Origin of the sequence: Nonomuraea sp. NPDC005650, from assembly GCF_040605375.1 — a bacterium.
GTDB lineage: Bacteria > Actinomycetota > Actinomycetes > Streptosporangiales > Streptosporangiaceae > Nonomuraea.
On the sequence record NZ_JBEXCR010000001.1, the window covers coordinates 558,037 to 578,915 of the forward strand.

23 protein-coding genes are annotated in these 20,879 nt (G+C 71.9%); 5 read left to right on the forward strand and 18 right to left on the reverse strand.

Annotation, left to right across the window (positions count from 1 at the left end):
• Positions 1–2: 2 nt before the first annotated feature.
• The 9 genes from allB to uraD form a co-directional block, all read right to left on the reverse strand.
• The gene (allB, locus tag ABZS69_RS02540; RefSeq protein WP_355365155.1) at positions 3–1,307 is read right to left on the reverse strand and encodes an allantoinase AllB; all 1,305 of its coding nucleotides are present in this window, start codon (positions 1,305–1,307) and stop codon (positions 3–5) included.
• Positions 1,308–2,462: a glycerate kinase gene (locus ABZS69_RS02545; protein WP_355365158.1), complete on the reverse strand. Its 1,155-nt coding sequence runs from the start codon at positions 2,460–2,462 to the stop codon at positions 1,308–1,310.
• Between the two features lie 118 nt (positions 2,463–2,580).
• Entirely contained in the window at positions 2,581–2,793 is a 213-nt protein-coding gene (locus ABZS69_RS02550; RefSeq protein WP_355365161.1) for an EF-hand domain-containing protein, read from the reverse strand.
• 48 nt (positions 2,794–2,841) lie between these two features.
• Entirely contained in the window at positions 2,842–4,224 is a 1,383-nt protein-coding gene (locus ABZS69_RS02555; RefSeq protein ID WP_355365164.1) for an 8-oxoguanine deaminase, read from the reverse strand.
• Positions 4,221–4,694: a (2Fe-2S)-binding protein gene (locus ABZS69_RS02560; protein ID WP_355365166.1), complete on the reverse strand. Its 474-nt coding sequence runs from the start codon at positions 4,692–4,694 to the stop codon at positions 4,221–4,223. The genes ABZS69_RS02555 and ABZS69_RS02560 overlap by 4 nt, the downstream gene beginning before the upstream one ends.
• Positions 4,694–5,554 carry an FAD binding domain-containing protein gene (locus ABZS69_RS02565; protein ID WP_355365169.1) on the reverse strand — a complete coding sequence of 287 codons (861 nt, stop codon included), beginning with the start codon at positions 5,552–5,554 and terminating at the stop codon, positions 4,694–4,696. The genes ABZS69_RS02560 and ABZS69_RS02565 overlap by 1 nt, the downstream gene beginning before the upstream one ends.
• Before the next feature lie 5 nt (positions 5,555–5,559).
• Positions 5,560–6,420 (reverse strand): factor-independent urate hydroxylase, encoded by an 861-nt coding sequence (pucL, locus tag ABZS69_RS02570; protein WP_355365172.1) that lies wholly within the window; start codon positions 6,418–6,420, stop codon positions 5,560–5,562.
• Positions 6,421–6,720 (reverse strand): hydroxyisourate hydrolase, encoded by a 300-nt coding sequence (gene uraH / locus ABZS69_RS02575; protein ID WP_355365175.1) that lies wholly within the window; start codon positions 6,718–6,720, stop codon positions 6,421–6,423.
• Positions 6,717–7,217 carry a 2-oxo-4-hydroxy-4-carboxy-5-ureidoimidazoline decarboxylase gene (gene uraD / locus ABZS69_RS02580; protein ID WP_355365178.1) on the reverse strand — a complete coding sequence of 167 codons (501 nt, stop codon included), beginning with the start codon at positions 7,215–7,217 and terminating at the stop codon, positions 6,717–6,719. The genes uraH and uraD overlap by 4 nt, the downstream gene beginning before the upstream one ends.
• A 167-nt stretch (positions 7,218–7,384) precedes the next feature.
• On the opposite strand from uraD, the gene ABZS69_RS02585 reads away from it, so the two are divergent.
• Positions 7,385–8,224, forward strand: coding sequence for a deoxyribonuclease IV (locus ABZS69_RS02585; RefSeq protein WP_355365181.1), 840 nt, complete (start codon positions 7,385–7,387; stop codon positions 8,222–8,224).
• A gap of 355 nt (positions 8,225–8,579) precedes the next feature.
• Here the strand turns inward: ABZS69_RS02585 and ABZS69_RS02590 are convergent, their stop codons facing one another.
• From ABZS69_RS02590 to ABZS69_RS02610, 5 genes are all read right to left on the reverse strand, one after another.
• Positions 8,580–10,100: a cation acetate symporter gene (locus ABZS69_RS02590; protein WP_355365184.1), complete on the reverse strand. Its 1,521-nt coding sequence runs from the start codon at positions 10,098–10,100 to the stop codon at positions 8,580–8,582.
• A 10-nt stretch (positions 10,101–10,110) separates the two neighbouring features.
• Complete coding sequence (locus tag ABZS69_RS02595) at positions 10,111–10,404, reverse strand: hypothetical protein (RefSeq protein WP_355365187.1); 294 nt, start codon at positions 10,402–10,404, stop codon at positions 10,111–10,113.
• Positions 10,401–11,141, reverse strand: a complete 741-nt coding sequence (locus ABZS69_RS02600; protein ID WP_355365190.1) for a LytTR family DNA-binding domain-containing protein — start codon at positions 11,139–11,141, stop codon at positions 10,401–10,403. Before ABZS69_RS02600 ends, ABZS69_RS02595 begins: the two co-directional genes overlap by 4 nt.
• 66 nt (positions 11,142–11,207) lie before the next feature.
• Positions 11,208–12,365, reverse strand: coding sequence for a histidine kinase (locus tag ABZS69_RS02605; RefSeq protein WP_355365193.1), 1,158 nt, complete (start codon positions 12,363–12,365; stop codon positions 11,208–11,210).
• A gap of 54 nt (positions 12,366–12,419) precedes the next feature.
• Positions 12,420–13,031 carry a molybdopterin-dependent oxidoreductase gene (locus ABZS69_RS02610; protein ID WP_355365196.1) on the reverse strand — a complete coding sequence of 204 codons (612 nt, stop codon included), beginning with the start codon at positions 13,029–13,031 and terminating at the stop codon, positions 12,420–12,422.
• 239 nt (positions 13,032–13,270) lie between these two features.
• Here ABZS69_RS02610 and aroF point away from each other — a divergent pair, with 239 nt between their 5' ends.
• Together aroF and ABZS69_RS02620 are read left to right on the forward strand one after the other, a co-directional pair.
• The gene (gene aroF / locus ABZS69_RS02615) at positions 13,271–14,302 is read left to right on the forward strand and encodes a 3-deoxy-7-phosphoheptulonate synthase (protein ID WP_355365199.1); all 1,032 of its coding nucleotides are present in this window, start codon (positions 13,271–13,273) and stop codon (positions 14,300–14,302) included.
• 152 nt (positions 14,303–14,454) lie between these two features.
• Complete coding sequence (locus tag ABZS69_RS02620) at positions 14,455–14,742, forward strand: YiaA/YiaB family inner membrane protein (protein WP_355365202.1); 288 nt, start codon at positions 14,455–14,457, stop codon at positions 14,740–14,742.
• 5 nt (positions 14,743–14,747) lie between these two features.
• On the opposite strand, the gene thiI is transcribed toward ABZS69_RS02620, so the two are convergent.
• From thiI to ABZS69_RS02635, 3 genes are all read right to left on the reverse strand, one after another.
• Positions 14,748–15,947 carry a tRNA uracil 4-sulfurtransferase ThiI gene (thiI, locus tag ABZS69_RS02625; RefSeq protein WP_355365205.1) on the reverse strand — a complete coding sequence of 400 codons (1,200 nt, stop codon included), beginning with the start codon at positions 15,945–15,947 and terminating at the stop codon, positions 14,748–14,750.
• A 64-nt stretch (positions 15,948–16,011) separates the two neighbouring features.
• Positions 16,012–16,653, reverse strand: a complete 642-nt coding sequence (locus tag ABZS69_RS02630; RefSeq protein WP_355365208.1) for a response regulator transcription factor — start codon at positions 16,651–16,653, stop codon at positions 16,012–16,014.
• A 9-nt stretch (positions 16,654–16,662) separates the two neighbouring features.
• A complete protein-coding gene (locus tag ABZS69_RS02635; RefSeq protein ID WP_355365211.1) occupies positions 16,663–17,811 on the reverse strand; it encodes a DUF5931 domain-containing protein in 1,149 nt (382 codons plus the stop codon).
• A 111-nt stretch (positions 17,812–17,922) separates the two neighbouring features.
• Between ABZS69_RS02635 and ABZS69_RS02640 the strand changes: the two genes are divergently transcribed.
• Together ABZS69_RS02640 and ABZS69_RS02645 are read left to right on the forward strand one after the other, a co-directional pair.
• A complete protein-coding gene (locus ABZS69_RS02640) occupies positions 17,923–18,789 on the forward strand; it encodes an MHYT domain-containing protein (protein WP_355365214.1) in 867 nt (288 codons plus the stop codon).
• 107 nt (positions 18,790–18,896) lie between these two features.
• Complete coding sequence (locus ABZS69_RS02645; RefSeq protein ID WP_355365326.1) at positions 18,897–19,673, forward strand: MHYT domain-containing protein; 777 nt, start codon at positions 18,897–18,899, stop codon at positions 19,671–19,673.
• A 133-nt stretch (positions 19,674–19,806) separates the two neighbouring features.
• Here the strand turns inward: ABZS69_RS02645 and ABZS69_RS02650 are convergent, their stop codons facing one another.
• Entirely contained in the window at positions 19,807–20,832 is a 1,026-nt protein-coding gene (locus ABZS69_RS02650) for a 6-phosphofructokinase (RefSeq protein ID WP_355365216.1), read from the reverse strand.
• Between the last annotated feature and the right edge of the window lie 47 nt (positions 20,833–20,879).

The following is a 20,879-nucleotide window of genomic DNA, read 5'->3' on the forward strand; positions in this document are numbered from 1 at the left end:
ATCTACTGCTCTCCCAACAGGAATCGCCCGTGCGGCGCGCCGTCCACGGGCCGCCCGCGCAGCCAGGTGGTCAGTACGGCGCCCTTGAGCACGCGGCCGTGGTACGGGGTGACCGGGTTCTTGTGGTGGAGGCGCGCGGCGTCCACGGGGTTGTCGGCCAGCGGATCAAATGCCACCAAATCGGCATCATTACCGGCCTTTATCCCGCCTTTTCCGGAAATTTCGGCCATTGAGGCCGGGTTGGCGGACATCCAGCGCACCACGTCCCCCAGCCCGTACCCCCTCCGCGACGCCTCCGTCCAGATCGCCGGCAGGCCGAGCTGGAGCGAGGCGATGCCGCCCCAGGCGGCGGCGAAGTCGGGCACCTTGAGGTCGGCGGGCGAGGGCGAGTGGTCGGACACGACGCAGCTCAGCACGCCCCTGGCCAGCCCGTCCCACAGCAGGTCGCGGTTGGCCTCGGAGCGGATGGGCGGGCAGCACTTGTACGCGGTCGCCCCCTCGGGCACCTGCTCGGCCACCAGCGTCAGGTAGTGGGGGCACGTCTCCGCCGTGACCGCGACGCCCTCGGCCCGCGCCTGCTCCAGCACCTCCAGGCAGGAGGCGCTGGAGACGTGCAGGATGTGCACCCGGGCGCCGGTCTCGGCCGCCAGCCGCACCACCCGCGCGACCGCGCTGCGCTCCGACTCCCCCGGCCGCGACTCCAGGAACTCCCGGTACGTCGGCCCGCCCGGCTCCGTGAGCAGCGCCGGGTCCTCGGCGTGCACCACCATCACCCCGCCGACCGCCGCCACCTCGGACAGCGCCTCCCGCAGTTCCGAGGCGCCGAGCGGCGGGAACTCCTCCACCCCCGACGGCGACATGAAGCACTTGAACCCGTAGACCCCGCGTTCGCGCAAGGGAGCGAGATCCTTGACGTTCCCCGGCACGGCCCCGCCCCAGAAGCCCACGTCCACGTGGCACTTGCCCTCCGCGGCCGCCAGCTTGGCCTCCAAGGCGGCCACGTTCACGGTGGGCGGGAGGGAGTTGAGCGGCATGTCGAGGATCGTGGTGACGCCTCCGGCGGCGGCCGCCCTGGTCGCCGAGTCGAACCCCTCCCAGTGCGTCCGCCCCGGCTCGTTGACGTGTACGTGGGTGTCGACCAGGCCGGGGAGCAGGGCCAGGTCGCGCAGGTCGATGTCCTCGGCGGCGTCGAGCGGCGCGGCGTAGTCGTACAGGCCCGCGATCTTCTCGCCCCGCACGGCCACCGCCGCCGTCCGCTCCCCCTCGGGGGTGACGGTGCGGCGGGAACGGATCACCAGGTCGATCATCTAGTCACCTTCGAGATGGACGGCGGCCAGCCGCGCGGCCAGGCGTTCGAGCAGGGGCCCGGCCTCGGCCATGCAGCGTTCGGGGTCGGGTTCGAGATCGGTGAGGGCGTAGGCGGCCTCGATGCCCGCGGCCCGCAGCTCGTCGTCGGTGAGCGTGCGGCGCCCGCAGACGGCCACCACGGGGACGCCCGCCCTGGCCGCGGCCTGCGCCACGCCGACGGGTGCCTTGCCGCGCAGGGACTGCTCGTCCAGCGACCCCTCGCCGGTGATCACCAGCCGCGCGTCCTTGACCAGCTCGCCGAACCCGAGCAGGTCGAGCAGGTAGCCGATGCCGGGCCGGATCTCGGCGTGCAGGAACGCCAGCGCGGCGAACCCCACCCCACCGGCCGCCCCCGCTCCCGGCGCGCCCGCCACGCCCATCGCGCGCGGCGTGTCGTCGTGCTCGACGGCGCCCATCAGCCCGTGGGTGGCGGTCGCGACGGCGGCCAGCCGGCTCAGCCCGGCCTCCAGCGTCTTGACGTCGTCCGGGGTGGCGCCCTTCTGGGGCCCGTAGACGGCGGCGGCGCCGTGGGGCCCGAGGAGCGGGTTGTCGACGTCGCTGGCCACCACGAACTCCACGCCGGAGACGGCCGCGAAACCCGACAGGTCGATCCGGGCGAGCTCCCTCAGGGCGGCCCCGCCCCGGGGGAGGTCGTCGCCGCCGGCGTCCAGCAGGCGCGCGCCGAGCGCCTGCGCCATGCCCGCTCCCCCGTCGGTGCAGGCGCTGCCGCCCAGCCCCAGGACCACGCGCTTGGCGCCCCGGCGCACGGCGTCCGCGATCAGCTCGCCCGTGCCGTAGCTGGTGGCGGTCAGCGGCTCGTGCCCGCCGGGCAGGCGGCGCAGCCCCGACGCCTCCGCCAGCTCCACCACCGCCGTCGCGTCGGCGTCCTGCCAGGCGTACGAGGCGGGGACCCGCTCGCCGGTGGGCCCGGTGACCTCGATCGTGACCCGGCTGAACCCGCCGGCCACGACCGCGTCCACGGTGCCGTCGCCTCCGTCGGCCACCGGCAGCTCCACGGTGGGCACGCCGAGCCCGGCGGAGACCTGGGCGGCCACCTGGGCCGCAGTCAGAGAACCCTTGAACTTGTCGGGGGCGACCAGAACCTGCTGAACCACTACGAACCCCTACAGGATGGTGAACAATGTCCTGACACGCCTTCCTGCCCGGTGCGAGCGGGCAGGAAGGCGTGACTCATCATCACGCACGGGTGACGGGTGACGCCCGCAGGGGTCGTCAGGAGACGGTGCGGATGAACTCCTCCAGCGAGTAGCGACCGTCCTGATCGGAGTCGGCCGCCTGGCTCATCGCCCCCAGCGCCTCCTCCGGGAGCCCCGGGAAGTGCCGCTTCAGCTCGGCCTCGCTGATGTAGCCGTCGCCGTCGGTGTCGATCGACGCGAAAGTGCTCTTGAGCTGCGCCAGCCGCTCGTCGGGGAGTTCCTCGGGCACGGGATCGCCTTCCTGCTCGTTTCAGACATTCCCACCTTAGTCGCCTGGTCAGTGGAGCTCCTTGGCGGCGGTGAGGCCGTGCTCCCGCGCCAGCCGCATCAGCCGCTGGTGCGCCTGGGCGCCCGCGCGGCCGGCGGCGTCCTGGGGGACGGTCCTCAGCTCGCCGTCCTCGACCACGACCCGGCCGCCGACCAGCACCCGGGCCAGGGGCGGCGGGGGCCCGAAGACGAGCGCGCAGACGGGGTCGGTCACCGCCGAGGTGAAGGGGCCGTCGACCCGCCACAGGGCGAGGTCGGCCAGCTTGCCGGGTTCGAGGGTGCCGAGTTCGTCCTCGCGGCCGAGGTTGCGGGCCCCGCCGAGCGTGGCGATCTCCAGGGCCTGCCGGGCCGTGAGCGCCTGGGGGCCGTACGCGGCGCGCTGGAACAGCAGGGCCTGCCGCAGCTCCCCCACGAGCGGCGTCAGCTCGGAGGAGGCGCTGCCGTCCACACCGAGGCCCACGTTCGCGCCCCGGCGCAGCATCTCGGAGACGCGGGCGATGCCGGCGCCGAGGCGGCCGTTCGACGAGGGGCAGTGCGCGGAGCCCGTGCCGGTGGCGGCGAGCTTGCCGATGTCGTCGTCGCTCAGGTGCACCGAGTGCGCGAACCACACGTCGGGCCCCAGCCAGCCCAGCTTCTCCATGTAGTCGACCGGGCGCAGCCCGAACTGGGCCAGGCAGTGCTCGTCCTCGTCCGAGGTCTCGGCGACGTGCGTGTGCAGGCGCACGCCCTTGGCCCTGGCCAGGGCGGCGGACTCGGTCATCAGCTCGGCGCTGGAGGAGAACGGCGAGCACGGCGCGACCGCGATCCGCAGCATCGAGGAGAAGGACGGGTCGTGGTAGGCGTCCACGGCCTCCGACGTGGCGGCGAGGATCTCGTCCAGTTCCTCGACCACGACGTCCGGCGGCAGCCCGCCGTGGGACTCGCCCCGGTCCATCGAGCCGCGGGCGGGGTGGAAGCGGATGCCCACCGCGCGGGCGGCCTCGATCTCGGCGGCGAACAGGTCGCCCCTGCCCTTGGGGAAGATGTAGTGGTGGTCGCTGGAGGTGGTGCACCCGGACAGCGCCAGCCAGCCGAGCCCCGCCGTGGCCGCCCCGTTGACCACTTCGGCGTCCATGGCGGCCCACACCTGGTAGAGCGCGACCAGCCATTCGAAGAGGGTCGCGTCCTGCGCCAGGCCCTGCGAGGCCCACTGGTACAGGTGGTGGTGGGTGTTGACCAGGCCGGGGGTGGCCAGGCAGCCGGTGCCGTCGATCCTGTCCGAGTGGCCGGTCGCGCCGGGGGCGGGCCCGGGGCCGAGCTCCGCGATCCGATCCCCCTCGATCCTGATATATCCGGATTCGATCTCGGGGCCGGCTACGGGGGCGATGTGGACGTTCTCGATGAGCAGGCTCACTCGGCGTCCGCCTTCCGCGACGCGGCCAGCCGCACCGCTTCGATGATCTTCTCGTAGCCCGTGCACCGGCAGAGGTTCCCGGCCAGGGCCTCCCTGATCTCCGCGTCGGACGGCCGCTCCACCCGCGCGATCAGGTCGTGCGCCTGCACCACCAGCCCCGGCGTGCAGAACCCGCACTGTACGGCCCCGCACTCCACGAACGCCTCCTGGACCGCGTCGAGCCGGTCCCCCTCGGCGAGCCCTTCGACGGTGCGCACCTGCCGCCCCTCGGCCTGCCCGGCGGCGACCAGGCAGGAGCAGACCGGCACGCCGTCGAGATAGACCGTGCAGGAGCCGCATTCGCCCTGCTCGCAGGCGTTCTTGGAGCCGGGGAGCCCGACGCGCTCGCGCAGCACGTACAGCAGGCTCTCGCCCTCCCAGACGTCGTCGGCGATCTCCTCGCGGCCGTTGACGGTGAAGGTGACACGCATCAGGCGGCCCTCCTTCCCAGATGGTCGTTCCAAGCCCAGGCCAGCGTGCGGCGGGCCAGCACGCCGATGGCGTGCACCCGGTAGGCGGCCGTGCCCCGCACGTCGTCGATCGGCGCGGCGGCCCTCGCGCACAGCTCGCCGAATCGCCTGGTCAGAGCAGGATCGAGCGGCGCGTTCCAGTCTAGTTCGCGGGCCAGCAGGTCCTCGGCATCGAAGGCCCGGCGCGGCGTGGGCGCCGCGGAGCCGATCCCCGTGCCGACCCGCCGCTCCCGCGGGTGCAGCGCGATCGCGAACGAGCACACGGCGATCACCATGGCGTTGCGCGTCCCGACCTTGGAGAAGTACTGGGGCCCGGTCGCGGGCCGGACGTGAACGGCCCTGATCAGCTCGTCCGGCTCCAGCGCGCTGCGCTTGACCCCCAGGTAGAACTCGTCGGCCGGGATCATCCTGACGCCGCGCTCGCGCGACTCCGCCTCGACCACCGCGCCCGCCGCCAGCAGCGGCGGGTGGCTGTCGCCGGCGGGCGAGGCCGCGCCGAGGTTCCCGCCGACCGATCCGCGGTTGCGGATCTGCGGCGAGCCGACCGTGCGCGCGGCCTGCGCGAGCCCTTGCAGCGGCCCGCCCAGCTCCTCGATGATCCGCGCGTACGGCACCGCGGCCCCGACCCGGCACATGCCGCCCACCATGGCCCATTCCCGCAGCTCGGCCACCTGGTTCAGGTCGAGCAGCGCCGCGGGCCTGCGCACGTCCATGTTGATCTCGACCATGACGTCGGTGCCGCCCTGGATGGGCACCGCGTCGGGCCGGTCCGCCTTGGCGGCCAGCGCCTCCTCCCACGTCGTGGGGCGCAAGAAATCCATATCTACTACTCCCAGGCAAATCCGGCGTCGGGCGCGTCGTCCCGCAGCACGCTGCCCTCGATCAGGCCGTAAGGGCGGTCGGCGGCGTAAAAGACCTCGTTCTCGTTGTCCAGGCCGAACGGCGACAGGTCCACGGTGAAGTGGTGCTTGTTCGGCATCGCGAGCCTGACCTCGCAGATCTCGGGGCAGGCCGCCAGGGCGCGCTCGCCCATGGCGTAGAGGGTCTGCTGGAGCGACAGGCTGTGGGTGTCCGCGAACGCGTCCAGCAGGCACTGGCGCACCTGCTCGTACGACTTGCCGTACGCGGGCGTGTCCCCCGCGTGCCGCCAGCGCGCGGCGACGGCGGTGGCCAGGACGCGGTCGGTGGTGGGCGGCAGCGTGGTGTACTCGTCCACGATGTAGCCGTGGAACTCCGAGCCGGTCGTGTTCATCAGCACCAGGTCCTTGAGCCCGGACACCACGGTGGAGCGGCCGTCCCGGTCGTGGTGGACGACGCACGTGCGCACCTCGCCGCCCTCGCGGGCGAACGAGTACGGCCCGCGGCGGGTCCAGGCGTACTCGTCGATCTCGACCCTGGCGTGGTGGACGGTCGGCTGCGTCCCTACGAAGTGCCTGGCCAGCAGGAGGGCGAACTCCTCGATCTGGCCGACGCCGTGCTTCTTCGCCAGCGCGTACGCGGTGTTCTTCTGCGTGTCGGTGGGCAGCACGGCGGCGTTGTCGCCGGTCAGGTGGACGGCCTCCATGTCGCCGGAGAGCGAGGTGCTGACGTTGAGGTCCTTGACGTGGTGCACGGGGCCGTCCCTGACCACGCGGACGAGCCTGGTCTCCGCCTTGCCGTAGCGGTTGGGTCCGAGCCTGATGGACATCTAGCTCCCTCGGTAGGTGGAGTAGGCGTACGGGCTGAGCAGCAGGGGCACGTGGTAGTGCCGTTCGGGGTCGGCGACGGTGAAGGTGACGACGACCTCGGGGTAGAACGTCTCCTCCAGGTAGGCCCCGGTGTCGAAGACGACCCGGTGGACGCCGGCTCCCGGGTTCCAGCCCTTGATGCGCCCGTCGTCGTCGGTGCGCCCCTCAGCCACCACCCGGCCCTCGTGCTCCAGCCGGACGTGGACGCCCCGCGCGGGCAGGCCGGTGACCGCGTCCAGCACGTGGGTCGAGAAGCTCATGCCCCCTCCTTCATGAGCTTGCGCAGCCGCAGCGCGGTGATCGCGGCCAGCTCGCCCCGCACGGCCGCCCGCTCGCTCTCCTCGTCGTTGCCCAGCCGCTCGCGCAACCTGGCCAGCAGCTGGGCCCCGGTGAGCCCGGTGGCGCAGACCAGGTAGACGTAGCCGAACCGGTCCTCGTACGCCTTGTTGCCCTCGGCCAGCGCCTGGCGCACGTCGTCCTCCACGCCCGCCTGCTCCTGGCGCGACCACGACGCCTCCCTGCCGCCGCCCGCCGCCCGTTCCCCGATCCTCGGGTGCGCCCGGAGCGCTTCCAGCACGTCGTCCCACCCCAGGTCCCGGACGGCCGCCTCGGCGGTCACGGCGAGGTCGTCGAGATCGTCGTACGGCCGCAGCGCCGCCACCTTCGCGGCGAAGGCGCGCGAGGCGCAGCAGGCCAGCAGCTCCTCCTCGGCGCCGGCCGCGGGCCTGGCGTTGAAATCGCTCAGCGTCTCGGGCATGTCAGAAGTACACACACCCGCCTCGTGCCCGGTCCATCCGCGAGAACTCCCAACCGGCCACCTCCGCGGCCAGGACTTTTCGTGTCATCATCCAACCGGCGCGACGACGCGCCCGGTCCGCGCGGGCCTCCGGGTTGTCGTGGCCTACGCCTAGACTGAGACCCATCATGACCCCAACATCCCTGATCGGCGGGCACGTGCTCGTCACGGGCGGCCTGGCGACCGGCGGCCTGAAATACATGGCCGAGATCGGCGCCGAGATGATCCAGGTCTTCGTGACCAACCCGCGCGGCTGGGCGCTGGCCGAGGGCAAACCCGCCGAGGACGCCAAGCTGGCCGAGTCGGGCGTCGACACGTTCGTCCACGTGCCCTATCTCGCCAACTTCGGCTCGCCCAGCCCGGAGACGCTGGCCAACTCCATCGCGCTGGTGCGCCACACGCTGCGGCGCGGCGCGGAGATCGGCGCCAAGGGGGTCGTGGTGCACACGGGCTCGGCGGTCACGCAGTCACGCGACGACGCGCTGCGCCAGGTGCGCGAAAACCTGCTGCCGCTGCTGGAGGAGATCCCCGACGGCGGGCCCGACCTGCTGCTGGAGCCGATGGCCGGGCAGGGCGCCATGCTCTGCGCCACCGTCCAGGAGATCGAGCCCTACCTGGCCGCGCTCGACTGGCACCCGCGCGCCGGCATCTGCCTCGACACCTGCCACGCCTACGCCGCCGGCCACGACCTCGCGGCGGCCGGCGGGGTGAAGGAGACGTTCGACGCCCTGCACGAGCTCGCCCCCGGGCGGCTCAAGCTGATCCACGCCAACGACTCCAAGGACGTGTGCGGGGCCAAGAAGGACCGGCACGAGAACATCGGGGCCGGCCACATCGGCGCCCAGCCGTTCGCCGACCTCATGCGCCACCCGGCCGTGGCGGGGGTGCCGATCTGCATCGAGACGCCGGGCAAGGCGCCCAAGCACGCCGAGGACATCGCCCTGCTGAAGAAGCTCCGCGACTCCTGACCCCGCCGCCTCGGGCATCGTGCGGGGCATCGTGAGAAGGGCGCCTGCTCGCGCGATCCGGCCGCCCCCGAAGGGCCGAATCGCGGGGCCGGCTGAGGGCCTCAGCAGGCGCCCCTTCACGTGACCGGCGTGGCGGGCCCCACCCCCGGATGGGGGCCCGGCAGCCGTGGTGACCTGCGTGGTCACCGGTGAAGTCGGCGCATCAGGCCTGTTGTGAGCCCCCCGGCTCGTCCCCCCCGATGCGCCGGGTTGGCTTTCCGTTGCCGAAACACTACGGTCGCGATCTTGCGGGCGATACCCTGTTTTCGGACAGCTCGTTGAACGGTCCGTAGTCATCGACATACGGAGAGTGCTGTTACGATGAGTGGTCACCCTGCTGCGACGAGCGGTACGCCGGCGGGCCCGCGAGGTGCTCGGGCACGTGCATCCTGGCCATCATCCGCCCCACCCCGCGCGGCATCCGACCCGGTGTGACCAGGGAAATCATCACCATCGCGGCAAAGGCGACCGGCACGGCCACCGGCGCGGGGTTGGACGTGAGCACGCCCATCTTCACGCCCGCCTGCTCCTCGATCACCAGGACCGCCGTCACGCCCCCGCCGAGCGCGAACCCGGCCGCCACCCCCACGTCCGTCAGCCGCCGCCACCAGATCCCGAGCACCAGCAGCGGGCAGAGCGTGGCCGCCGAGAGGCTGAAGCCGAGCAGGACGAGCGCCACCGAGGCCTGCGGCCCGGTGACCGCCGTCAGGGCGAGCGCGGCCAGCAGCACCAGGCACACGGCCGCGCGGAAGGCGCGGACCCCGGCCCGGGTCAGGCACGCCGACACCGCTCCCCCGACCGACACCAGCACGCCCGCCGTGGTGGCCAGGAAGGCGGCGAACGCCCCGGCGGCCAGCGCCCCGGTGAGCACGTCCCCCACGACCCCTGGAAGCAGCCTGGCGGGCAGCAGAAGCACGATCTCGTCCGCCGCGCCCTCGCGCACGTGCGCGTGCCCCAGAATCCCGTACAGCGGCGGCACGACGCAGAAGACCGCCAGCATGGCCTGCGCCGCCACGATCGAGCGCCTGGCCCCGCGCCCGTCACTGTTGGTGTAGACCCGGACGATCACGTGCGGCAGCCCCATCGTGCCCAGCGCGCAGGCCGCCAGCACGGTCAGCACGCCGGGCAGCGACGGGTCGCCCGTCCCCGCCAGCCCCGGCTCGCCGGCCCGGTAGGCCCCCTCCAGCCAGGTGACCGACCGCGCGCCCGCCGCCCACCAGCACACCGCCCCCACCCCGACGAACACGACCAGCTTCAGCCAGAACTGCGCGGCCAGCACGCTCGTCACGCTCCCCAGCCCGCCCGCGCAGGCCACGACCAGCGCCGCCGCGGCGATGGCCACCCAACCGAGCCACGGCGGGAGCCCGGTCAGCAGCCGCACCACCATCCCGGCCGCGTGGAACTGCGCGACCATGAACGCCAACCCGATCACCAGCACGATGAACGTGGCGAAGCGCCGCAGCCTGACCGATCTCAGCCGCCATTCGGCGAAGTCGGGCAGCGTGTACGTCCCCGAGCGCCGCAAGGGGGCGACGACCAGGGCGAGGATGACGACGAACCCGGCCGTCGCCCCCAGCGGGTACCACAACATCGGCCCGCCCCGGGTGGCGATGAGCCCGGCCAGGCCCAGGCAGGCCGCGGCCGAGGTGGCCTCGGAGGCGATCGCGGCGCCGTTCCACCAGGGCGGGACGGCCCTGGCCGCCACGGAGAAGTCGGAGACGCCGCTGGCGCGGCGGGGTCGCGCGGCGCCCACCATGATGCCCAGAACCAGCACGAAGGCGATCCCGGTCAGCACCGCGACGGTCATCTCTCCGCCCGTCCGAGCCGCCGTGCGCACCGCAGCCCGCTCACCTCTCCAGCCGCTCCGCGCGTCTCAGCTGCAGCACGGCCAGCACGACCCAGAACCCCTGCACGGCCAGCGAGAGCGCGAGCCAGGCCCAGGGCGCGGGCACCCACGCGGCGATCACCGGGACGCCCGCCAGCAGCACGGCGACGGCGCCCACGGTCAGCAGCGCCTGCCGTAACTGCCGGCCCACGATCGCCGGCACGCCGGGCCCGCCCTCCTCGGGGTCGAACAGGTCGCGGGAGCGCCCGAGCGCGACCGGACTGCGGGAGACGGTCACCCGCCGCTCCGCGGTCACGAGATCACGCCCCTGTGGTGGCGGACGAGCTGCTCGCGCACCTGCCGGCTGTGCCGCCTGCTGACCTGCAGCGTCTCGGTGCCGACGGTGAGCGTCACCCGCCCGCCCTCGAAACGCAGCTCGCTGACGTGCCGCCCGGAGACCAGCGTGCTGCGGTGGATGCGGATGAACCCGGCATCCGCCCAGCGCCGCTCCAGCGCGGCCAGCGACATGCGCACGAGGTAGCTGCCGTCCACGGTGTGCAGCCGCACGTAGTCACCCTTGGCCTCGGCGAACCAGACGGCCTGCTGCGGCACGAACCGGGTGCGCCCGCCCAGCTCGACCGGGATCACCTCGTCCTGCCCCGGCTCGGGCGCGGGCAGGGAGGTGGCCTCCAGCCGGCGCACGGCCTCGGCCAGGCGCTCGGCCCTGACCGGCTTGAGCAGGTAGTCGACGGCCTCCAGCTCGAACGCCTGCACCGCGCACTCCTCGTGCGCCGTCACGAACACCAGCCGGGGCGGGCTGGGGAACCCGCCGACCAGCCGGGCCAGGTCGAGCCCGTCGAGCCCGGGCATCCGGATGTCGAGGAACACCCCGTCGAGCCGCTCGCCCCCGCCGATCATCTGGACCATGTCCTGCAGCGCCGTGACGCCGTCGGCGGCGGTCGCGACGTGTTCGATCCTTTCGTCCTGGCGCAGCAGGTAGGCGAGCTCCTCCAGAGCGGGCACCTCGTCGTCGACGGCCAGGACTCTCAGCATGTCCTCCACGCTTCCGTATGAAAGCAAAGGTCACAAGCGACACGCCAGCGTAGTGTAATGAATTGACTACAATGAGCAAGCCGATCTCTTGGGCACCCGCAGCCGCACCTTGGTGCCGGCGCCCAGCGCGGTCTCCACGACGAGCCCGTAGCCGTCGCCGTAGATCTGGCGCATCCGCAGGTCCACGTTGGCCAGCCCGATGCCGCTGCCCTCGCGGGCCGGGTCCTCGTCGAGCATCCGCCGCGCGCGCTCGGGGTCCATGCCCGCGCCGTCGTCCTCGACCGTGATGTGCGCCTCCGGGCCCGCGTCGCGCACCACGACCCGCACCTCGCCCATGCCGCCGTGGCCGCGCATGCCGTGCTTGATGGCGTTCTCGACGAGCGGCTGCAGGCACAGGAACGGCACGGGCACGGGCAGCACCTCGGGCGCCACCTGCATGCTGAAGCGCAGCTTGTCGCCGAAGCGGGCGCGTTCGAGCAGCAGGTAGCGATCGACGCAGCTCAGCTCGTCGGCCAGGGTCGTGAAGTCGTGCGCCCGGCGCAGCGCGTACCGGGAGAAGTCGGCGAAGTCGAGCAGGAGCTCGCGGGCGCGCTTGGGGTTCGTGCGGACGAACGAGGCGATCGTCGTGAGCGCGTTGTAGACGAAGTGCGGCGAGATCTGGGCCCGCAGCGCGCGCATCTCCGCCTCCAGCGCGCGCCGCCGCGAGGCGTCCAGGTCGGCGAGCTCCAGCTGGCCGGACACCCAGCGGGCGACCTCCGTGACGGTGCGCACGAGCGCGGCGCTCACCTCGCCGTCGAAGGCCGCCAGCGTGCCCACGACCGTGCCGTCGACCGTCAGCGGCACCACGACCGCGCCGTGCGGCTCGCCCGCGAACACCTGGGCCCGGCCCGCGGCCAGGGCGGCGCGGGCGTGCGTGAGCACGTCGTCGGTGCACGGCCCCTCCCAGGCCAGCGCGGCCTCGGTGGAGGTGATCGCGACGGCCTGGGTGCCGAGCAGCGCGCGCAGGTGCCGTACGGCCTTGCGGGCCGAGTCGCGGTTGAGCCCGGTCCGCAGGGCGGGGGCGGCCATCGCGGCGATGTGCAGCGTGGTGAACGTCGCCTCGTCCGATCTATGGCCCTCCGGCAGCGCCTGACGGCGCCACCGGGCGCGGGCGAGCCCATAGCCGGCGACGAAGGCCAAGGAGGCCAGAGAGGAGGACAGCGCCACGCACGCGGTGGTCAGCACGGGGAAAACCGTAGCCAAAACAGAGCGTGTCCGGGGGAAAACCAGGAGTGAAGTCTAGGGGGGTCCCTCACCGGGTTCTTCCTGGTAGGAGTAGCGCTGCTCGCGCCAGGGGTCGGCGAGGTTGTGGTAGCCGCGCTCCTCCCAGAAGCCCCGGCGATCTTCGGCCAGGTATTCGATGCCGCGCACCCATTTGACGCTCTTCCACGCGTACAGGTGGGGCACGACGATCCGCAGCGGGAAGCCCCGGTCGGGGCTGAGCGGCTTCTCGTCGAGCTCCATGGCGAACAGCGTGTCGGGGGCCGTGAAGTCGGACATCCGCAGGTTGGCGCTGTAGCCGTACTCGGCCCAGATCATCACGTGGCGCACGCCGGGGCCGGGCGGGGCGGCCTCCAGGATCGTGGCCGGGGTGACGCCGGACCACTCGTTGGCCATGAGCGAGAACTTGGTCACGCAGTGGAAGTCCGCGATGCGGGTGTCCCGCGGCAGCTCCCCGAAGTCGCCCCAGGAGAACTTGTGCTGCTCCCCGGAGGCGGTGGCGCCGAAGACGCGGAAGTCCCAGCTCTCCGGTCTGAACGTGGGCACCCTGCCGTAGTGGATCACGGGTCGGCCGCGCGGCACGTACTGGCCTGGAGGCAGGCGCGACTCCTCCACGATCACTCTCCTCACCTGACTCACCGTCTGTGGGGCCATCCTGCCATCGGATCGACGAGGCTTCGCGAGCGGGTTCGGTGCGCTATCCTTTGGGCCTATGCGCAACGCGTCCCTGTTTTGGTATGGCGACGGACCCGAGTCCGTTCGCCATCTGACGCTGCGCTAGCAGACAGGCGAACGAAGGCCCCGGGTCCACTAGGACCCGGGGCCTTCTGTCGTTTCGGGCATCTTTTTCGGACAGAGGAGAAGCACAGATGGTGATCGTGATGGGCCCCGAGGCCACCGCGGACGATCTCTCGGCGATCGTGTCGGTCGTCCAGTCGGCCGGGGTCGAGGCTTTCGTCAGCAAGGGCGTGAAACGGACGATCGTCGGCCTGGTAGGCGAGGTGACCCAGCTCGACCCGGTCGCGCTGCGCGGCATGGGCGGGGTGCGCGACGTCATGCGCGTGTCGACCCCGTACAAGCTGGTCAGCAGGGAGAACCATCCGGAACGCTCCACGGTCCACGTGGGCGGCGTGCCGATCGGCCCCGACACCGTGACGCTGATCGCGGGGCCGTGCGCGGTGGAGACGCACCAGCAGACGCTGGACGCGGCCAGGATGGCGCAGGCGGCCGGGGCGGTGCTGCTGCGGGGCGGGGCCTACAAGCCGCGCACCTCGCCGTACGCCTTCCAGGGGCTGGGCGAGCAGGGCCTGCGCATCCTGGCCGAGGTGCGCGAGGAGACCGGGCTGCCGATCGTGACCGAGGTCGTGAACGCCCAGGACGTGGAGCTGGTGGCCTCGTACGCCGACATGCTGCAGGTCGGCACCCGCAACATGCAGAACTTCGCGCTGCTGCAGGCGGTCGGCGCGGCGGGCCGGCCGGTGATGCTCAAGCGCGGCATGAACGCCACGATCGAGGAGTGGCTCATGGCCGCCGAGTACATCGCCCAGCGCGGCAACCTGGACATCGTGCTGTGCGAGCGGGGCATCAGGACGTTCGAGACGGCGACCCGCAACACGCTCGACGTCTCGGCCGTGCCGGTGGCGCAGCGCCTGTCGCACCTGCCGGTGATCATCGACCCGTCCCACTCGGGCGGGCGGCGCGACCTGGTGCTGCCGCTGACCCGCGCGGCGATCGCGGTGGGCGCGGACGGCGTGATCATCGACGTGCACCCGCAGCCCGAGCAGGCGCTCTGCGACGGCCCGCAGGCCCTGGTCGACACCGACCTGGGCGAGCTGGCCCAGGTCATGAACGACTTCCCGGCGCTGCTCGGCAAGACCGCCGCGGTCGCGGTCGCCGTCTGACCTGCTGATCCGGTGCCGTATCCCTGTCTGCCACAAGCGATCCCGCACGTACGGCCGACCGCCGCCACGAGCCGAGCGGCCGGCCGTACTCAGGAGTAACTTGAGTACGTGACCCCATGCGGCGGCCTGCCGCGCGGCATGACGATGGCCGCATGACAAAGCCCATCCAGCCCACGCAGACCACCGCGTTCTACGCCCAGGCGATCCTGTCGTTCGCCGTCTCGCTGTCCTCCGTGGTGATCGCCCTGGTCTACCTGCCCGTCGAGGGGTGGGTCAGGGCTTTCCTCGGGCTCGGCCTGCTGTACGTCGTCACCTCGACGGTCACGCTGTGCAAGGTCGTACGGGACCGGCAGGAGCAGTCGGAGGTCAGCCAGCGCGTCGACCAGGCGCGGCTGGACAAGCTGCTGACCGAGCACGACCCCTTCAAGGCCAGCACCTGAGGGCGTTAGTCGAGGGTGTACTCCTGGATCGAGTCGGCGAGCTGGACGCAGAGCTCCTCGGCGTCGAGCCGCTTCTCGATCTGCTTCAGGTCCTCGATCTTGGCCCGGGTCTCGGCCCGCTTGGGCGCCAGCAGCGAGCAGCAGTCTTCGTCGGGCAGCTCGGAGATCTCCAGCGTGCCGATGCGCCGCGCCTCGGCCATGATCTCGGTCTTGTCCCAGCCCACCAGCGGCCGCAGGATCGGCAGGTCCACCGCGTTGTCCTGGGCGGTGATGTTGGTCAGGGTCTGGGAGGAGACCTGGCCGAGCGCGTCTCCGGTGACCAGCGCGGCGGCGTGGATGCGGTGGGCGACCTCCTCGGCCGTCTTGAGCATGAGCCGCCGCTGCGCGATCACGGCCAGGCGGTCCTGGCCGGAGGTGCGGATCGACTGCTGCGCCTTGCCGAACGGCACCACCCACAGCCGCGACCTGCCCTGGAACCGGTCGAGCTTCTTGACCAGCGCGTACGCCTTGTAGATCGACTCGGAGGTGGTGAACGGGATGCCGGAGAAGTGCAGGAAGTCGACGTGCAGGCCGCGCCGCATCATCCGGTAGGCCGCCACCGGCGAGTCGATGCCGCCCGACATGAGCACCAGCGCCCGGCCGCTGCTGCCGACCGGCAGGCCGCCCTGACCGGGGATGCCGCCGGTGAAGACGAACACCTCGTCCCTGTCGACCTCGATGGACACCGTCAGCTCGGGGTTCTTCAGGTCGACCGGCAGGCCGTACTCGTCGTTGATCGCGCCGCCCACGAGGCGGTCGAGCTCGTTGGAGCGCAGGGGGAAGCGCTTGTCGCGGCGGCGGGAGCGGACGGCGAAGCGGGCGCCCCGCTTGGCCTCCTCGGTCTCGCCGACCAGCTCGACACCGGCCTTCAGCACGGCGTCGGGGTCTTTGGCGACCCGCCAGGCCCGGTGGATCCAGACCAGCCCGGGGACGTCGGCGACCCGCTGGGCCACCGCCTCCGCCTGCTCGGCCGTGGCGCCCTGGGGCAGGAAGATCGCGATCACGCCGTGCCGCTTGCGCACGTCGAGCTTGAGGTCGAGCGACTTGAGCGCCTCACGGATGTTGCTGATCAGGCGGCGTTCGAACAGCTCGCGGTTCTTGCCTTTCAGGACGATCTCGCCCAGCTTGAGCAGAACGCACGGCTCGCCCAGGGCGGACATCGTCATGGTGGAACCTCCGGGAAGACGGGGAAATGGCACGCGTCGAAGGGAACATCGCGCCCCATCGAGTTTAGTCCGCGTCCAGCCCGTGCTCGATCGCATATCGCACCAGCTCCACCCGGCTGTGGAGCTGGAGCTTGCGCAGCGCGTTCTGGACGTGGTTCTGCACCGTGCGGTGAGAGAGCACGAGCCGCTCGGCGATCTGCCTGTAGGACAGGCCCTTGGCGACCAGCCTGAGCACCTCGGTCTCGCGTTCGGTCAGCCGCGGCCCCTCGGCGGGCGCCGGCCGCGCGGCCAGCCGCCGGTATTCGCCCAGCACGAGCCCGGCCAGACCCGGGGTGAACACGGCGTCGCCGTCGGCGGTACGGCGTACCGCGTCGAGGAACTCCTCCCGGCTGGCCGATTTCACCAAATATCCGGACGCGCCTGCCTTGACCGCTTCCAGCACGTCGTCCTGCTCGGCGCTGGCCGACAGCACCAGCACCCTGGGCGCCGGCTCCAGCGCGGCCAGTCTGACGGCCACCTCCGCGCCCGACATATCCGGCAAATGCAGGTCGAGCACCACGACGTCCGGCCGCACCGCCCCGGCCGCCCGCACCGCCTGCCGCCCCTCCCCCACAGTGGCGACGACCTCGTACCCGGCTTCGGCGAGATCCCTGGCGACGCCGTCACGCCACATCGGATGGTCGTCCACCACCATGACCCGCACCATGCCGCAACTCTAACCGCGCCGCCCGGCCCCACCCGGCGGCCCCGACTCGGGCCCGGGAACAGGCACCGCGATCTCGACCTCCGTGCCCTCCCCCGCACCGGTGGTGAAGGCGACCGTGCCGCCCAGGTCGGCGATCCGGCCGCGGATGGACTGGGCGACCCCCAGGCGGCCGGCCGCGGCGGCCTCGGCCAGGCGGCCCTCGGCGATGCCCGGGCCCTCGTCCCGCACCGTCACCGTGATCACGCCGTCCGACGACTCGGCGAAGACCCACGCGCGGGCGCCGGGCCCGCAGTGGTCCCGTACGTTGTCCAGCGCCGCGCGGACGGCGGCGGCCGTCCCCGCGGCCACCGGCGCGGGCAGGATCATCGGCGTGGCGGGCGTGGAGACCGTCACCCCGGACGAGGCGTGCGACAGGAGGAGCGCGCGCAGGTCGGCGGAGCCCACGGGGACGGGGGCGGAGCCGGGGGCGACGAGCTGGCGCAGCACGGCCTCCTGCTCACCGGCCAGCCGCCCCAGCTCCGCCGCCTCGCCGCCGATCTGCCGGCCGCGCCGCTGGACCAGGGCCAGAACTTGCAGCACCGAGTCGTGGATGTCGCGGGCCAGCCGCTCGCGCTCGCGCTGGGCGGCCTCCATCTCGATGGCGCGCTGCATGCGCTCCTCGGCCTGCCTGGCCAGCTGGGCCACGTGGCCGACCACGACGCCGGCCAGGAAGAGCAGGACCGCGCCGTTGACCAGGATGGGCGCCTCGCCGGTGCGGACGCGCAGCCACAGATCGCCCGCCGCCATGACGGCCGCCGCGACCGCGCCCAGCCGCCTGCCCCAGTGCACGGCCCAGGCCAGCACGGGACCCGCCACCCACGTGGCGGGCACGGGCATGGTGCCCTCCGCGCCTTGACCGGCGCCCTCGACGTACGGGGAGGCCAGCAGGCAGGCCATCGTGACCAGCAGGTCGATCGCCAGCAGCGGCCACCGGCGCAGCGACCGGGCCGAGTAGGCGAACGTCGCCCCCGCCGTCCACAGCGCCATCACCCCGATCACCAGCCAGCCGAGCACCGGCTGCTCGTAACCGCGGTGCTGGGCCATCAGCGCGGCCGCGTACACCAGCGACGCCACCCGGAAGACCGCGATCGCGCGCCAGAACGGCCCCTCGATAGCCATGAGCCCTTCTCACGTTCCGACTGAGAGGTTGACAGATAGTGGTGATATCTATGCGAATGGGACATGCCGGATGGCACAATCCGGGAACCCCTAATACCAAGGAACCGATAGATGACCTCCGCTGTGAATCATTTCACCTACGGCCTGCTGACCCCCCTGCTCGCCTACGTGATGTCCTGCATCGGGTCTATGCTCGGACTACGGCTCACCGCCCAGGCTCACGCCTCGCGTGGGGGTTCCCGGGTGCGCTGGTTGCTGGGCGCGGCCATCTCGATCGGCGGCACCGGCATCTGGGTCATGCACTTCATCGCCATGATGGGCTTCGAGGTCGAAGGCACCCAGATCAAGTACGACGTGTGGCTCACCGTCGCCTCGGCCGTGGTGGCCATCGTGGTGGTCGGCACCGGCCTGCTGCTGGTCTCCTACGGTGGCGGCCGGGTCCTGGCGCTCCTCGGCGGCGGCCTGCTCACGGGCCTCGGCGTGGCCTCCATGCACTACCTGGGCATGTACGCGATGAACATGTCCGCCCACGTCTCCTACGACCGCATCACCGTGGCCGTCTCCGTGGCCATCGCCGTCGTGGCCGCGACCGTGGCTCTGTGGTTCACGCTGCGGGTCAAGAGGCCCATCTGGATCACCCTCGCCGCCCTGGTCATGGGCGTGGCGGTCTCGGGCATGCACTACACCGGCATGTACGCGATGCACGTCAAGGTCGACACCGAGCCCGGCATGGTCGGGGGCGCCGACGCGCTCGACTTCCTCGTGCCCCTCATGACCGTGATCAGCCTGATCACGCTGACCATGCTCCTCATGGTGATCCTCTCGCCCTCGGAGGAGGAGCTGCACGAGGACGCCGAGCTGGTCGCCAAGCTGGAGCTGCGCCGGCGTACCACCCAGCAGCAGCAGCTCACCTACCCCGCCCCGGCGATGCCGGTGCCGCAGCCGCGCCGCCAGGCCGTGCAGGGCAGAAGGAGATAGTTGCGTAAGCGGCCACTCCCTGCTCATACTCCCTTATCGGTGCGTAAGGGGTTGGGGTGGGGGTCGTGTCGCCGATCGATCATTTTTCCTATGGGCTTTTGACGCCCGTGCTCGCGTACGTCATGTCCAGCGTGGGCTCCATGCTGGGCCTGCTGCTGACCTCGAGAGCCCGCCTGGCCGGCGGGCGCGAGGGCAAGTTCTGGCTGGTGGGGGCCGCTTTCGCGATCGGCGGCACCGGCATCTGGACGATGCACTTCATCGCCATGCTCGGCTTCTCCGTGACCGGCGCGCCGATCCGCTACGACGTGCCGCTCACCGCCCTGTCCGCGTTGATCGCGGTCGTCGTCGTGGGGATGGGTCTGCTCCTGGTCTCCTACGGCGGCGAGCGGGCGACCTATCTGCTCAGCGGCGGCGTCCTGACCGGCCTCGGCGTGGCCACCATGCACTACCTGGGCATGAACGCGATGAACATGTCCGCCCTCGTCTCCTACGACCCCGTGGTCGTCTCCCTGTCCGTGCTGATCGCGGTGGCGGCGGCGACGGTGGCGCTCTGGTTCACGGTGCGGGTGAGCGGCGCCCTCAAGATCGGCGGCGCGGCGCTCGTCATGGGCGTGGCGGTCTCGGGCATGCACTACACGGGGATGTACTCGATGTCGGTGGCCGTGCACTCCGACACGATGCCCGTGTCCGGTGTCAGGGCCGTCGACCTGCTGCTGCCGCTGATCGTCGGCATCAGCGTGATCACCGTGGGGCTGCTGCTCGCCGTCATCCTCTCCCCCTCGGAGAAGGAGCTGCGCAGCGAGGCGGAGTACCGCGCGCGGCTGCGCGGGGAACACGACGAGGGCGCGCCGGAAGTGGATCTCTTCGGCACGCCCCGCGGTTGAGCTATCTGACAGGTACGGCTTGCGACGCGTGGTGGGCCGCCGACTCGCCGCGGCGCAAGCCGTACCTTGAGGCGGAGTTTCAGGACCCCGCTGGTTCAGAAGGTACGGCCGCGCGCTTGCAGGCGGCTTTCACTCAGCCGAAGAACACCTCCGCCTCGGAGTAGCGCGAGACGGGCACGGTCTTCAGCTCGGCCGTGGCCTCGTCGAGCCCGACGCGGACGATGTCGGTGCCGCGCAGCGCGACCATCTTGCCGTAGTCGCCCTCGTGGGCGGCGTCGATGGCCTGCAGCCCGAACCTGGTGGCCAGAACCCGGTCGTAGGCCGTCGGGGTGCCGCCGCGCTGGATGTGGCCGAGCACCGTGGTGCGGGCCTCCTTGCCGGTGCGCTTCTCGATCTCCTTGGCCAGCCTCTCGCCGATGCCGCCGAGCCGTACGTGCCCGAACGCGTCGAGCTCGCCCGTCTGCAGCTCCATCTGGCCCTCGACCGGGTGGGCGCCCTCGGCGACCACGATGATCGGCGAGTAGCGGGTGCGGAAGCGGGACTCGACGTACTCGCAGACCCGGTCGATGTCGAACGGCCGCTCCGGGATGAGGATGACGTTCGCGCCGCCCGCCATGCCCGCGTGGAGCGCGATCCAGCCCGCGTGGCGGCCCATGACCTCGCAGATGAGCGCCCGGTGGTGGGACTCGGCGGTGGTGTGGAGGCGGTCGATGGCCTCGGTCGCGATGTTGACGGCGGTGTCGAACCCGAAGGTGTAGTCGGTGCCCGACAGGTCGTTGTCGATGGTCTTGGGGACGCCCACCACGTTGACGTGGCGGTCGTAGAGCTGCTTGGCGACGCCGAGCGTGTCCTCGCCGCCGATGGCGATCAAGGCGTCGACGCCGGTGGTGGCGAGGTTCTCCTTGATCCGGTCCACGCCGCCCTGGATCTTGATGGGGTTGGTGCGGGAAGAGCCCAGTATGGTTCCGCCGCGCGGCAGGATGCCCCGCACGGCCTGGATGTCGAGCGGCATGGTGTCGCCTTCAAGGGGGCCGCGCCAGCCGTCACGGAATCCGACGAACTCGTGACCGTAGACGCTCACCCCCTTACGCACCACTGCCCTGATCACGGCGTTGAGACCAGGGCAGTCGCCGCCCCCGGTCAGCACTCCAATACGCATGGCGGGTTCCTCCCGATGGGGGTCACCTTGATGTCAGACTCGCATTG